Annotated in this window: 10 protein-coding genes and 1 tRNA gene; 5 read left to right on the forward strand and 6 right to left on the reverse strand. The window is 60.4% G+C overall.

Annotation, left to right across the window (positions count from 1 at the left end):
• Positions 1 to 805 precede the first annotated feature (805 nt).
• Both PW734_08305 and PW734_08310 read left to right on the forward strand, forming a co-directional pair.
• Complete coding sequence (locus tag PW734_08305) at positions 806 to 1,570, forward strand: hypothetical protein (protein ID MDE1171192.1); 765 nt, start codon at positions 806 to 808, stop codon at positions 1,568 to 1,570.
• Positions 1,571 to 1,710: 140 nt separating this feature from the next.
• Positions 1,711 to 3,975, forward strand: coding sequence for a hypothetical protein (locus tag PW734_08310; protein MDE1171193.1), 2,265 nt, complete (start codon positions 1,711 to 1,713; stop codon positions 3,973 to 3,975).
• A gap of 397 nt (positions 3,976 to 4,372) precedes the next feature.
• On the opposite strand, the gene PW734_08315 is transcribed toward PW734_08310, so the two are convergent.
• Positions 4,373 to 4,448: transfer RNA gene (locus PW734_08315), tRNA-Gly, on the reverse strand.
• A gap of 77 nt (positions 4,449 to 4,525) precedes the next feature.
• On the opposite strand from PW734_08315, the gene PW734_08320 reads away from it, so the two are divergent.
• Positions 4,526 to 5,266, forward strand: a complete 741-nt coding sequence (locus PW734_08320) for an RluA family pseudouridine synthase (protein MDE1171194.1) — start codon at positions 4,526 to 4,528, stop codon at positions 5,264 to 5,266.
• An 11-nt stretch (positions 5,267 to 5,277) separates the two neighbouring features.
• Positions 5,278 to 6,081: a hypothetical protein gene (locus tag PW734_08325; protein MDE1171195.1), complete on the forward strand. Its 804-nt coding sequence runs from the start codon at positions 5,278 to 5,280 to the stop codon at positions 6,079 to 6,081.
• Here PW734_08325 and PW734_08330 read toward each other — a convergent pair.
• The 4 genes from PW734_08330 to PW734_08345 all read right to left on the reverse strand — a co-directional run bounded on the left by PW734_08330 (position 6,023) and on the right by PW734_08345 (position 10,476).
• Positions 6,023 to 6,790: a glucose 1-dehydrogenase gene (locus tag PW734_08330; protein MDE1171196.1), complete on the reverse strand. Its 768-nt coding sequence runs from the start codon at positions 6,788 to 6,790 to the stop codon at positions 6,023 to 6,025. The genes PW734_08325 and PW734_08330 overlap by 59 nt on opposite strands.
• Positions 6,787 to 7,575 (reverse strand): 6-phosphogluconolactonase, encoded by a 789-nt coding sequence (gene pgl / locus PW734_08335; protein MDE1171197.1) that lies wholly within the window; start codon positions 7,573 to 7,575, stop codon positions 6,787 to 6,789. The genes PW734_08330 and pgl overlap by 4 nt, the downstream gene beginning before the upstream one ends.
• 102 nt (positions 7,576 to 7,677) lie before the next feature.
• Positions 7,678 to 8,361 (reverse strand): acyloxyacyl hydrolase, encoded by a 684-nt coding sequence (locus PW734_08340; protein MDE1171198.1) that lies wholly within the window; start codon positions 8,359 to 8,361, stop codon positions 7,678 to 7,680.
• A gap of 69 nt (positions 8,362 to 8,430) precedes the next feature.
• Positions 8,431 to 10,476, reverse strand: coding sequence for an FAD-dependent oxidoreductase (locus tag PW734_08345; GenBank protein MDE1171199.1), 2,046 nt, complete (start codon positions 10,474 to 10,476; stop codon positions 8,431 to 8,433).
• 254 nt (positions 10,477 to 10,730) lie between these two features.
• Here PW734_08345 and PW734_08350 point away from each other — a divergent pair, with 254 nt between their 5' ends.
• Positions 10,731 to 11,744, forward strand: a complete 1,014-nt coding sequence (locus tag PW734_08350) for a sulfate ABC transporter substrate-binding protein (protein ID MDE1171200.1) — start codon at positions 10,731 to 10,733, stop codon at positions 11,742 to 11,744.
• Here the strand turns inward: PW734_08350 and PW734_08355 are convergent.
• Entirely contained in the window at positions 11,647 to 13,116 is a 1,470-nt protein-coding gene (locus PW734_08355) for an aldehyde dehydrogenase family protein (GenBank protein MDE1171201.1), read from the reverse strand. The two genes, PW734_08350 and PW734_08355, sit on opposite strands and share 98 nt — an antisense overlap.
• Positions 13,117 to 13,178: the final 62 nt, after the last annotated feature.

Below are 13,178 nucleotides of genomic sequence, written 5' to 3' on the forward strand. Positions count from 1 at the left end.
TCCAACATTCTCACCAAATGGTTCTACGAAAGAGCCAGGCGCTTACATGGACGCGATTGGACGGGCTCCGACTGAGGCAAAGAAAAAGGAATTCAAGATTCAGCATCCTCCACATCAGAAATTCACAAAGACAGATCTCGCAAAGGCTGAAAATACTTGAGGACAGCATCAAATCGTATGTGTCTTGGGGCAGAGAAAAGCTTTGTCAAAGATTTACCGAAAGACTGAGGGAACAGCCGACGATGCCGGATGAATTGGCTTTCCGGAGTCTTGTTGCCAAACTCATCCTGTTCCGAACCACCGAGCGGGTTGTCCAAGCTCAAGCTTTTGGGGGTTATCGTGCTCAGATTGTGACCTATACGCTGGCATGGATCTCCCATCAAACCGGTCAACGCTTGAGCTTGATCCGATATGGCAGGAACAGGGGTTATCTGAAGAACTGAAGGAAGTCATCGCCAAGGTGGCCGAACAGGCACATTACCACCTTGTTCACAACGCTGGTGGAAGAAATGTCACAGAATGGGCCAAACGGGAGGAGTGCTGGAGTTTGGATTTCGAAAGACTGAGATTTCAGTGAAAATTCCCATGCGCAAATCCGGAACCAATGGCGAGGTGAAGACGCCCGTGGGAATTCTGATTGATCCCGGTCATCCCGTGCTCCCTTCTCGGTGGGGCCGGGTGGAAAAGCCTTGCGGCTTGGGCAAAGGAACCGGGAATCTGCAATCCTGGCAGCGTTCTTTGGCCTACAGCGTGGGAAGGGTTTTTAACTTTGACAGGAAACAGCCAAGCGAGAAGCAACTCCAGCATGCCACGCGCATTCTGGAGGAATCCTCTCGGCTTGGTTTCAAAATTTGATTCCTCATTTTATGCCGTTTCGGGATCTCAGCTGCATATGATCGCAAAATCGTTGGTTTTATCTCCAATCTTTTATTCCTGTCTTGGAGCTGCAGCTTTGTACATCGTAGCTCGCTTGAAGGACGAACAACCCTTTTCCATTTTACAGGCGTTGAATGTCGAAGTGAATCAGGATGCCAAACCTTGGAAGGTAACTTTCGATCTTTTTCTTTCCTCTGTCTTAGGCGGAATGATTGCAGATGCGATAGCTCAACCCAGTTCTCCGGCACAAGCTCTTCTCGCTGGCTTGGGTTTATCGATCACACTAAAGCTGCTCCCCACTCGCAAGAAAAAGAGTAAACCTGTGGTTTTGGGTAAAAAACAAAATGCACCACAAATATTGCATCACGCACCACAAATATTGCATCACGCACCACAAGTATTGCATCAAGGCTTAAGCCAAGTTGAAACTGTTGATCAAAAATTGGCCCGATTAGAGTACATAGACGGTATCCTTGAAAAAGGGCGGGGAATGATGGAAAGACATCGCCACACAACAAAGCATCATTTGCGAATAGGCTTTGTGATGATGGCATGCATTTTATTAATAAAATATCTTCCGTCCGCTTGGGGATTGCCATTAACAGCTTGTGCGTTTTCCCTTTGTGGATATATGGCCTTTATAATGATAAGGTCGTACCCAAAGAATAATCTAATTACGGAAAAGAATAATTAAATCTGCAATCCCGCTAAAAATAAATATCCGTATCGACTATTCTTTGTGCCTCCTCTGGGACGCCATCACGGAGCTTATTTCAATCTCTGCGGCATGCGGCCATTTCCATTGCTTTGTCCGCCTAATTAAAACCATCAGTCATGGACAAAGTAAGCATTGATCTTCGTCTTCGTCCTGTCCGGCTTGCATTTCTCGTGCGCCCCCAAGATGCCGTCCGTTTGCAGAGTATTTTTCAAATAAATACCTGCCTATGGGGAGGCCGTTTTAACCCAATCATCCCATTCTTTAAGCGTCTACCCGCTTGGTGGGATCGCGAAGGATACGGAGTTGATAATGCAAGGCAGGTATCAGATGGGTACATCGATTTTTTTGAGCCAGACTTCCTGATTGAAGCTGAGAAAGGTTTGTCCGAAGGGCTTGGTTATAGTCCCAAGCGGGTATTGCAAATCGATGATGTTTTGGAACGGAATAAACTGAAATTGGAGCAAGGCGTTGGGCAGAGCGTGTTCGAACTTTACAGGAACTTATACGAAGAAGAGTTCCAGTTCGTGCGCCGTCATCCTCGGAATTTTGTCATTCCTAAGCCAAAAGATTCCAAATTTAGGCTATTCGCTGCGGCACTGTTTGGTGCCTTTCCAACTGAAACCGGGTTGACCTATTTAAAACGGGCTTTCAAAGATGCATTTGCGCCGGCCGAAATAGCATTCGATGCCGCCGCTTTTGTTGAGCTTCTCAAGAAGCGATATCTTTCCCCCCTGCACGTTGGTGAGATGAAGCTAGAAGCCGACTATTCTTCTTATGAAGAAACCGTTCTATTCATCGTAAATCCAAGTAAGCCCAGCGATTTAATCGATTTCTGGAACTACCGAGCTATTCACCGTTCGGTTCTTGCGGTTCCTTTTCAATGGCTGCCACAGATGTCGGAAATTTTAAAAAAAATCATCCTTGAAGGATATCGACCTCTGCCTGGCAATTCCAACGGTGTCATGCTCAGGGTAAAGGTCATGTTTGCGCGCTCATTTTCAATCGCACAATGTGATCAGCTATATCCAAAGCACCTTCAGACCACGCAGCCTCACGCGAATCTAGTTCAAACTTGGTATCCTCCCTTTTGGCGTCCACCTCCGAGTATGATGGCTCGCACAATACGTCCCAGACTTGAAGCAAAGAGCAAGAGAGTCGACATCCCCTTCGATCCAGAAGATCCAAAAGTTCAGTTCGATCTCCTAGCTCCCGACTTTGCCGCCCGTTATGCCAACAAGAATGGGTGGGCAAACATTGTTCGCATGCGCAGTTGGCACAGGGAAAGCGTCGCAACCGTGTTTCCCTGTGACGTCCGTGCCTCGGTGGTTCCAAGATATGGTTTTGGAGACGAACGCCCAATCGCTACCACTGAAGGGCTTGTCTGTTTTTCCCGATTCAAAGAGGACTCTGCATATTGGGAGCTGTTTAGCGGATCAGATACCTTCAACCAATGGTTCGAGGCCAAAAATATCGAGTCGGTGCTTTCTGATGCTGGCAGGGCGACGCAGCAAATGGTCCAAGCGTTGGGCGGATTTTGGGGTGTCGGGCAGATCGCAAATAAAGGCGTGGTCGAGCTTCTTGAAGGCATGACCAGAAGCGTCTCCAAGTCACTTAAGCGACACGAATTCGAAAATCGAATCAACAGAGCCCTTGGAGAGAAGCACCCCTATCGAAAGACTTTTGAGACGTTGGTAGATAAAAAGGCTGTCGAACTTGGCTACGAACTCAAATGTCCGAGATGCCATAGCTGGACTTGGTTTGCTCTATCTCAACTTAATGCATTGGTAGAATGTGACCTATGTCTCCGAGGCTTTCCATTTCCTCTTAAAGATCCAACCAAAATCGATCTTGCGCGTTGGGCTTACAGAGTGGTTGGGCCATTTGCGCTACCAGGCTATGCAAAAGGCGCATACACCTCGGCTCTCGCACTGCGCTTCTTTGTAAATGTGATCGGTCGATCCCACGACGCGCAGATAACTTGGTCGGGCGGTCAGAATATGACATTCCCAGACGGGGAAAAGCCTGAGGCGGATATCCTGCTTTGGTACCAAAGAAAATCCCGTAATGGATGTGATAACGAAACGGACATTGTTTTCGGTGAGGCAAAAAGTTTCGGAAAGGAGTGTTTTCTTGACGATGATTTTGACCGAATGATGGAAATCGCGGAAACATTTCCATGCTCAATCATAGTTTTTGCGACGATGAAGGAGGCCTCCGAACTCAGCAAAGGAGAACTCAAGAAATTACGTCGATTTGCTGAATGGGGACTCGAATTTGATAAGGATCGGCAAAAAGACCAGAGCGGCGGTCATTATGCTCACTGGAACCGAGCTTTTCTGCGAACACCACTTAAAAGAGACCTATCGCGAGAAGAAGGGTAAGCATGCTCAATTGGTTGACCCCTTTCGTGCATGTCGATAATTTACGACATCTTGCAGATATACACGAAGCGGCTTTATCTCGACCTCCTTGCTAGCTTGTGAGTGTGGATCACAAACAATACGTAAGCGTCCAATGGAATAGGGAGACGAACAGCTTCTGGTGATCTTCCGCGATAATCGCCGCGGCAACAGGACTTCACCGGGCTTAATAAGCCTCTTTAGAGCCCTAATGGAATCAAACCCTAGCCATGGGCGCATTCTAAATGCGTGGGGTTTCTGAGCGGGACAGTTTAAGCATTTTCGAACGTCTATGAACGTCCCAGAACACGGGTGAGTTTATTCTCACTCGCATTCTCACTTTCGATGGATTTTATTTTTAAACTATTGATTATAAGAGTGGAGCGGGTGACGAGACTCGAACTCGCGACATCAACCTTGGCAAGGTTGCACTCTACCAACTGAGTTACACCCGCATTGCCCGAAGGGACGGGAATTCAAGGCGATTCCTCCCTCCTTGGCAAGGGCAAAATGCCTCGGCATCCTCTCTCCCATGGAGCCGGTGATCCTTGCGGAATTGGACGATTTTTTGGTCGTCGATAAGCCGGCTCATCTCCTTTCTCACCCGACGCGGCTGGATGGGCAGCCCTCTCTTATCACGTGGCTGCGGGCGCAGCGGCCGGGCGCCTATCTGACGCTGGTGCATCGGCTAGACCGGGAGACGAGCGGGCTGGTGCTGGTCTCGAAGAATCTGGAGACGACGGGGAAGCTGGGGAAGCTGATCGAGCGCCGGTCGCTAGACAAGGAGTACGAGGCGATTTGCTGGGGGGAGATGGCTTCGGCGCTGGATGCGTTGGAGATTGAGGCTTCGCTAAAGGAACTGGGGATCACGGCGGAGAATCCGGTTCGTATTCGGCAGGGGGTGGTGCCGCGTGGGGAGGGGGTGGCGGCGCAGACGCGGGTGTGGCGGATTGCTGCGGGGGGAGGCTTTACGCATGTGGGGGCGGCGCCGCGGACGGGGCGGCTGCATCAGATCCGGGTTCATTTGGCGACGATCGGGATGCCGGTGGTGGGGGATAAGATTTATGGCCCGGATGCGGGACACTTTTTGCGGTTTATCGAGGGCGGCTGGACGCCGGAGATGGAGCGGGAGCTGCTTTTGCCGCGCCATGCGCTCCATGCGGCGGCGTTGCGCTTTTGGTGGCAGGGGAAGCGGCTGGAGTTCCGCGCGCCGTTGCCGGCGGATATGCGGGAGTTTTTGGCGGAGCGGTGCGGGCAGGGGGCGGCGGCGTGACGGGGTTTCTGATGCCTTCCGGGGCGGAGGTGGTGGAGGCGCTCCCGGCGATCGGCTCGCTGGTGGTGATTGAGGGGCTGCTTTCGGTGGATAATGCGCTGGCGGTGGCGGCGCTGGCGAAGCGGCTGCCTGTGGCGCAGCGTAAGCATGCGCTGACGCTGGGGATGGGCGGGGCGTATTTGTTCCGATTTGTGGCGTTGCTGCTGGCGTCGTGGGTGATTCGCAATGAGTGGGTGAAGCTGTTGGGGGCGGCCTATTTGGTTTATTTGATGTGTGTGGAGCTGGGGAGGGCTGGGAAGGATGGGGCGGAGGGGGCTCATGTGGCGGCCCGGTTTTGGCCGACGTTTTTTGCGATTCAGTGGATCGATTTGACGTTGAGTCTGGATAATGTGGTGGCGGCGGTGGCTTTGAGTCCGAAGTTGTGGGTGGTTTGTACGGGGGTGCTGCTGGGGATGGTGGCGCTCCGGTTTTTGGCGGGCTTTTTTATCCGGCTTTTGGACCGGTTTCCGATTTTGGGGCCGACGGCGTTTCTCTTGGTGGGTTTTGTTGGCCTTTTGCTGATTTATGAGACGACCTGTCATGTGGAGGTCGGCGCGGTGGCGAAGGGGGGGGCGCTGGCGGCGATTGTGGCGCTGGCGGTGGCCTATGAGGGGGTGGGCTGGATGCGGCGGCTGTTGGGGCCGCTGGTGCGGGCCGGGGGGGCGGTGATGGCGCTGGTGCCGCGGGCGCGGGACGGGGCGCTGGCGGGGCTGGGGGCTATTGTTCCTGGTAGTTCCAAAGAAGGCCGCCGTCGACGAAGAGGGTCGTCCCGGTGATGTAGGCGGCGTCGTCGGAGGCTAGGAAGGCGGCGGCGCCGGCGATGTCGCGGGGCTGGCCGAGGCGGCCGAGGGGGATGTTTCCCAGGAGAGAGGCAAGTTTCTGCGGGTCGTGCAGGAGTTTGCTGTTGATGGGGGTTTCGATGGCGCCGGGGGCGATTGAGTTGATGGTGATTCCCAGGGGGGCCAGTTCGATGGCGAGGTTGCGGGTCATCATTTTGATGCCGCCTTTGCTGGCGCAGTAGGAGGTGAAGTGGGGGAAGGGGAGTTCTTCGTGGACGGAGCTGATGTTGACGATGCGGCCGGGGGCTTGGCGGGCGCGTAGGTGGCGGACGAAGGCCTGGGTGAGGAAGAAGGTGCCCTTGAGGTTGACGTTGAGGACGAGGTCGTAGTCGGCTTCGGTGACGTCCCAGAAGGGGGCGGCTTTTTCGACGCCGGCGTTGTTGACGAGGATGTCGATGGGGCCGAGTTTTTTGACGGCGTTTTGGAGGAGGGCGGTCAGTTCGGGAACGGAGCCGAGGTTGGCGCCGAGGGAGACGGCGCGGCGGCCCAGGGTTTCGATTTCGGCGACGACGCTGTCTCCTTCGGCGGGGTGGCTGTGGTAGTTGACGGCGACGTTGGCTCCTTCCTGGGCGAGGCGCAGGGCGATTTCCCGGCCGATTCCTTGGCTGCTGCCGGTGACGAGGGCGGTGCGGCCTGCTAGTTTCATGGGGTGGCGGCGGTGGCTTCCCCTTCGACGGGGAGGCTGAGGCGGGCGGCGGCGGGGGCGTCTAGGTACCACTCCAGCAGGCCGGGTTCCGGGGCGACGTCTTGGGCGGGGTAGGCGTGGGGGAGGGCTTGGGGGCCGAAGATTGTTTCGATCCGCTCGGCTTTGTCGGCGCCGGTGACGAGGAAGAGGACGCGGGCGGCGCGGTTGAGGAGGGGGTAGGTGAAGGTGATGCGGTGGGTCTGGAGTTTTTCGACCCAGTTGGCGGCGACCCAGTGTTTCCGTTCGGCGAGGGCGGGGGTGCCGGGGAAGAGGGAGGCGGTGTGGCCGTCGGCGCCCATGCCCAGGAAGATGAGGTCGAAGGTGGGGGGGGTGTTTTTTTCCACGTTTGCGGCGAAGGAGGCGACGATGGCGTTTTGGTAGAGGGCGGCGGCTTCCGCGGGATCGGGCCGTTCTGTCAGGACGCGGTGGAGGTTGGCGGCGGGGACGGGGACTTTGGAGAAGAGGCCCTGGCGGGCGGTGCCGAAGTTGCTGTCGGCGTGGTCGGGCGGGACGTTGCGCTCGTCGCTGAAGAAGAAGTGGATGCGGTCCCAGGGGACTTTGTCCCGGTAGGGGTCGGTGGCGAGGATGTCGTAGAGGCGTTTGGGGGTGGAGCCGCCGGAGAGGGCGACGCGGTAGGTGCGGTTGGCCGCGGCGGCGGCCACGCTTTCCTTTAGGAGGAGGTCGGCGGCGGCTCGGGCGACGGCGCCGGGATCGGGGAAAACGCGAAGGTGGGGGGTGGAGGCCATGGGGTCAATATAGGGTGCGGGAGGGGTTGTGCAACCGGACGCGGGCACAAAAAAACCGCCGGAGAAAATCTCCGGCGGTTTTTTTTGTGACGGCTGCTGCGATTAGAAGCGGTAGCCGACGCCAACCTGCGGCCCGACGGCGTCGATGGCGCGGTTGGGGTGGGCGGGCTCGGAGAGCCCGGCGTTGGAGAAGTGGGTGTAGGCGGCGCCCACGCGGGTGAACCAGCGGTCGTTGATGTCGTAGCGGACACCGACGCCCACGCCGAAGGTGAAGTTGAAGTCCTGGCCCAGGCCGTGAGCGGAACCGCCAACGACGGTCGGGTTGGAGTCGGCGAAGCCGAAGCCGACGAGGCCCTGGACGTAGGGAACAACTTTCCAGCCCGGCTGCACGAAGTTGTAGCGGGGACCGAAGTTCGCGCCGGCGATGTAGTTTTCGCCGGAGGGGCCGTTGACGATCTGGTCGTAGTAGCCCTGGAAGAGGAACTCGGTGTAGCCGCGGAGGATGCCGCCCAGCTGGTTGTCGAGGGAGACGTCGTCGATCTTCAGCGCCGCGGTGGCGTTGACGGGGATGTAGGTGTAGCCGTCCAGGTGGCTTTCGCGCACGTTGGAGAAGGCGGCGCCGCTGCCCAGCTCGATGGACCAGTCATAGTCCTCGGCGGCGGCTTTGACGCCGAGTTCCTTCGGGTCGACGGCGGTTTTGGAATCCCCGGCGTGCAGGGGGGCGGCCACGAGGCCGAGCACCGCGACAGCCGCGGCGCAGGTAGTCAGAAGAGAGCGATAGTTCATCGGGCAGGAAAATAAGGAGGTTCGGAAACGTTGCAAACTTTTTTTACTTAGGCGTTAGCTACTAGTGTGTTAATCGCGATTGGAATTTTCGTGTTCTGCCTGGCTGCGGACGGCGACGTCCAGGAGGGTGAGGATGCCGGTGACGGTGCCTGCCTCGTTCAGTACAAGCAGCTTGGAAGCGCCGCTGCGGCTGAATTGCTCCAGCGCCTCGGGCAGCAGGGTCTCCTCGTGGACGGCGGAGGCGGGGACGCAGGGAATTTTGCTGTCCTCGATTTTTGTCGCATGGGTGATGCCCGGATTGCGGAAGACCTCGGTGAGGTCGCCGTGTTCCACGACGCCCAGGAGGCGGTTCTGCGGGTCGAGGAGGGGGTAGGAGGAGAAGGGGTGCTGGCGGGCGAGGCCGGCGACTTCTCCCATGGTCATTCCCTCCCGCAGGGAGACGACGGGGGAGCTCATGAATTCCCGCGCCGTCATGGTGTGGAAGGCGGCGGGCAGCTCTTCGATGCGGCGGGTGACTTCCTCGCGCCGGGCGAAGCGGCGGGAGGTTTTTTCGAAGAAGCGGTGGATGCCCTGGCTGGCCCCGGCCAGGTCGACGAAGCTCTGCCCGTCCAGGGCGATGAGCTGGGTGGGCTGGGCGGCGGTGGCGTTGAAGAGCCAGCGGCGGTCGGTGAGGAGGGCTTTTTCCCCGAAGTAGTCGCCCGGGCCGACGGAGCGGACCAGGCCGTGTTCGTCGTTCAGGTCGATGCGGCCGGACTTGACGATGTAGAGGGAGGAGAGGGGCTCTCCGGCGCGGCCCAGGGGATCGCCCTTTTCCAGGTACATCTCCCGCAGCACCTTGGTGGGCACGGTGCGCAGCAGGCTGATTTCCCGCGGGAAGAAGAGGTCGAAGACCCAGTCGATGAGGACGCGGATTTTCCGGTCCAGGCCGGGGAGCTTGTTCAGGTAGATGGCGCGCCACATGAGCCAGGCCAGGAAGCCGGAGAAGCGCAGCCCCATGATTTCCGCCACGGCCGTCTGGTGGCCGATGGCGGCCAGTTCCCCCTGGCTTTTGAAGGTGAAGGGCTTCGGCGCCTTCCCCTTTTGCACGGCGGCGATGTTCTTCCCCGCCAGCGTTCCCTGCCGCAGGGCGAACTGGGCGGTGGCCGGGCAGAGCCCGCCGCCCACGTAGGGGACGGCGGCGCAGTCGCCCAGGGCCCAGAGGCCGTCCCGCCCCGGGACGCGCAGGGTGGCGTCGACGGTCAGGCGGCCTTTGTCGTTCGGCAGGTTGTGCTTCTTGCAGAGGTCGAGGATGAGGGGGTGGGGCGCGTTGCCCACGGTGGTGACCACGGTGCGGCTTTCGAAGGAGGTGCCGTCGGTCAGAAAGACGCGGGTGGCCGTCACGGCCTGGACGCGGGAGTTGAGCAGGACGGTGATGCCGCGCTCGCGCAGTTTCCGCTCGCTGTAGGCGCCGAGTTTTTCGCCGATCGTGGGCATCAGATGGGGGCCGGAGTGGATGAGGATGACGCGCGGCGCGGCCTTTTCCAGGCCGGGATAGAAGCGGCGGACGCCCTGGAAGAGGTCCATTAACTGCCCGGCCGTCTCCACGCCGGAATAGCCGCCGCCGACGACGACGAAGGTGAGGAGGCGGCGCATTTCGTCCTCGCCGCGGGCCAGGTTGGCCTCCTCCAAGCGGTCCAGGATGGAGGAGCGCAGGGCGATGGCGTCGCCCACGGTCTTCATGGGCAGGCCGTGCTCCGCCATGCCAGGGACGCGCCGTAGGTCGACGACGCTGCCCAGCGCCAGCACCAGTTCCTTGAACTGGACCTCGGAGGTGCCGATGCAGTCCCCCGCGTGGAGGGTCAGCTTCCGGGCGTCGAGGTCGACGGCCGTTACCGTGCTGCAAAGGACGTTGACCCCCCGGCAGAACATCCGGTTGGGATTGACGACGTGGAGGGGGGAAAGGGAGGAGCCGCAGACCTCCGCCAGCATCGGCTGGAAGGTCATATAATTGGAGTCGGAGATGAGGGCGACGCGCTTGGCCCCCTCCGGTCCCAGCTGGCGGCGCAGGCTGCGGGCGGCGTAGACCCCGGCAAAGCCACTGCCTAGGATGGCCACATCGAATTGATGGTCAGGCATAAGGCGGCAACCTAAGGCTATTCCTTAATTAGTACAAGGGGATAGGAATAGTGCGCATATCCTATTGACTAAATAGATTACTGCGCGATTGTGGAGGCTATGTCTAAACCCTACCCACAAAAGTGGAGGAAGGCAGCCCTGGAGCCCGACGGCTCGGGACCGCTTCCGTTCCGGAGGGCCGTGCTCGGCCCGCTGGACCGGGTCGGCCCCGATCCGAAGTTCCCCAAGGCTCCGCTCCCCACGCGTTACCGCGAATGAAAAGCCATCTCTCTCTCCTCTGGCTTCTGTCCCTTTCCCTTTGGATCATGGCCCCCTGTACCATGCGGGCCAAGGACGCGACGCTCCTCAACGTCTCCTACGATCCGACCCGCGAACTCTATTCCCATATCGACGCCGCCTTCGCCCGTGCCTGGCAGGCGCAGACGGGCGACAAAGTCGCCGTCCACCTTTCCAACGGCGGCTCCGGCAAGCAGGCCCGCGCCGTCATCGACGGCCTGGAGGCCGACGTGGTGACCCTGGGCCTGGCCTACGACATCGACGTCATCGCGCGGAAAAGCGGCCTGCTGCCCGCCGACTGGCAGGGCCGCCTTCCCGACCGCAGCACCCCCTACACCTCCACCATCGTCTTCCTGGTCCGCGCGGGAAACCCGAAGCAGATCCGCGACTGGGACGACCTGGCGAAGCCGGGCGTCTCCGTCATCACCCCCAATCCCAAGACCAGCGGCGGCGCGCGCTGGAACTTTCTGGCCGCCTGGGGCTACGCGCGGAAGAAATACGGGAGCGAGGAGAAGGCCCGCGCCTTCGTCGCCGCGCTTTATAAGAACGTCCCCGTCCTCGACTCCGGCGCGCGCGGGGCGACGAACACCTTCGTCCAGCGTGGCCTGGGGGACGTCCTCCTGGCGTGGGAGAACGAGGCTCTCCTTTCCCAAAAGCAGCCGGGCGGCGACAAGTTCGAGATCGTCTACCCCTCTTCCAGCATCCTGACGGAGCCGCCCGTGGCCGTGGTCGACAAGGTGGCGGAACGCCACGGCACCCGCGCCTTGGCGGAGGCCTACCTGCGCTTTCTCTACACGCCGGAGGGGCAGGAGATCATCGCCCGGGACGGCTACCGCCCGCGCCTGGCGCAGGCGGCGGAGAAGGCGGGACGGCAGTTCCACGACCTCACTCTTTTCACCATCGACGACACTTTCGGCGGATGGAGCAAGGCCCAGCCGGAGTTCTTCGACGACGGCGGCGTCTTCGACCAGATCTACCGCCAGCTCCGCTAGTCCCTAGGCCACGCGGACCGTCTTCACGTTGACGAAGGAGCGCAGCCCCCACGCGCCCAGCTCCCGGCCGTAGCCGGAGTCCTTCACCCCGCCGAAGGGGAGCGCGGGCTGGGAGGCGACCAGCCCGTTGACGAAGACCTGCCCGGCTTCCAGGTCCGCGATGGCCCGTTCCTGTTCCGCGGGATCGTTTGTCCAAACGCTCGCGCCGAGGCCGAAGGGCGTCCCGTTGGCCAGCCAGGAGCATTTCGTCGAGGTCCCGCGCCGGGAAGAGGAGCGCGGCGGGGCCGAACCACTCCTCCTTCGCCACCGGCGCGTCCGGAGGCAGCCCGGCCAGGGCGGTGGGCTCGAAATAGAAGCCCGGGCCGGGCAGGCGACGGCCGCCGCAGAGGATCCGCGCCCCGGCCTTCATCGCCTCGGCGACCTGCCGTTCCAGGCTGGCCAGCGCCTTGGCGTGGGCCAGGGGGCCGATTTCCGTGGCGGGATCGAGCGGGTCGCCCACCTTCAGCGTGCGGCATTTCTCGACGAAGAGCCGCTCGAAGTCGGCGTAGACCGCCTCATGGACCAGGAAGCGTTTGGCCGCGATGCAGGACTGGCCGCCGTTGAGCATGCGGGCCTTCACCGCCTGGGCGGCGGTTTCCTCCAAAGGCGCGCTGGGCAGGACCAGGAAGGGATCGCTGCCGCCCAGCTCCAGCACCGTCGGCTTCAGCGCCGCGCCGGCCTTCGCGGCCACGGAACGGCCCGCGGCCACGCTGCCGGTCAGTGTCACGGCGGCCACGCGGGGATCTTCGATGAGCTGCGGAAGGGTTTGGATCTCAATGTCGAGGTTTTGGAAAACGCCCGGCGCGCAGCCGGAGCGGAGGAAGAGCTCCTCCAGGGCGGCGGCGCATTGAGGGACGTTGTCCGCGTGCTTGAGCAGGACGACGTTTCCCGCCATCAGCGCGGGCGCGGCGGCGCGGGCCACCTGCCAGAAGGGAAAGTTCCACGGCATGAGGGCCAGGAGCGGCCCCAGCGGCTCGTAGCGGACGGCGGCGCGGCCGCCGCCGGGAACTTCGACGGGCTCTTCCGCCAGAAGGCGCGCGGCATGCGCGGCGTAGTAACGGAAGGCGGTGGCGCATTTGGCCGCTTCATCGCGCCCGGCCTGGAGCGGCTTGCCCATCTCCAGCGCCATGAGGCGGGCCAGGCGGTCCGCCTCGCCTTCCAGGAGCGCGGCCAGGCGTTGGAGCGGCGCGGCGCGTTCCGCGAAGGAAAGGGCGCGCTGGCGGGCGAAGGCTTCCCGCGCCCGGGCCAGCTTTTCCTCCAGCGCGGCGGGAGAGAGGGGGGCGACCGTGTGGACCGTCTCGCCGGTCGCCGGATTGGTGGAGGCCAATGGCATGCGGCAAGGTAGCCTTCCCGCCGGGGTGGCGCAAACTTGCGCGCGCGGCGAACGGGCCCTTA

It is taken from the genome of Verrucomicrobium sp. (genome assembly GCA_028283855.1).
Taxonomy (GTDB): domain Bacteria; phylum Verrucomicrobiota; class Verrucomicrobiia; order Methylacidiphilales; family GAS474; genus GAS474.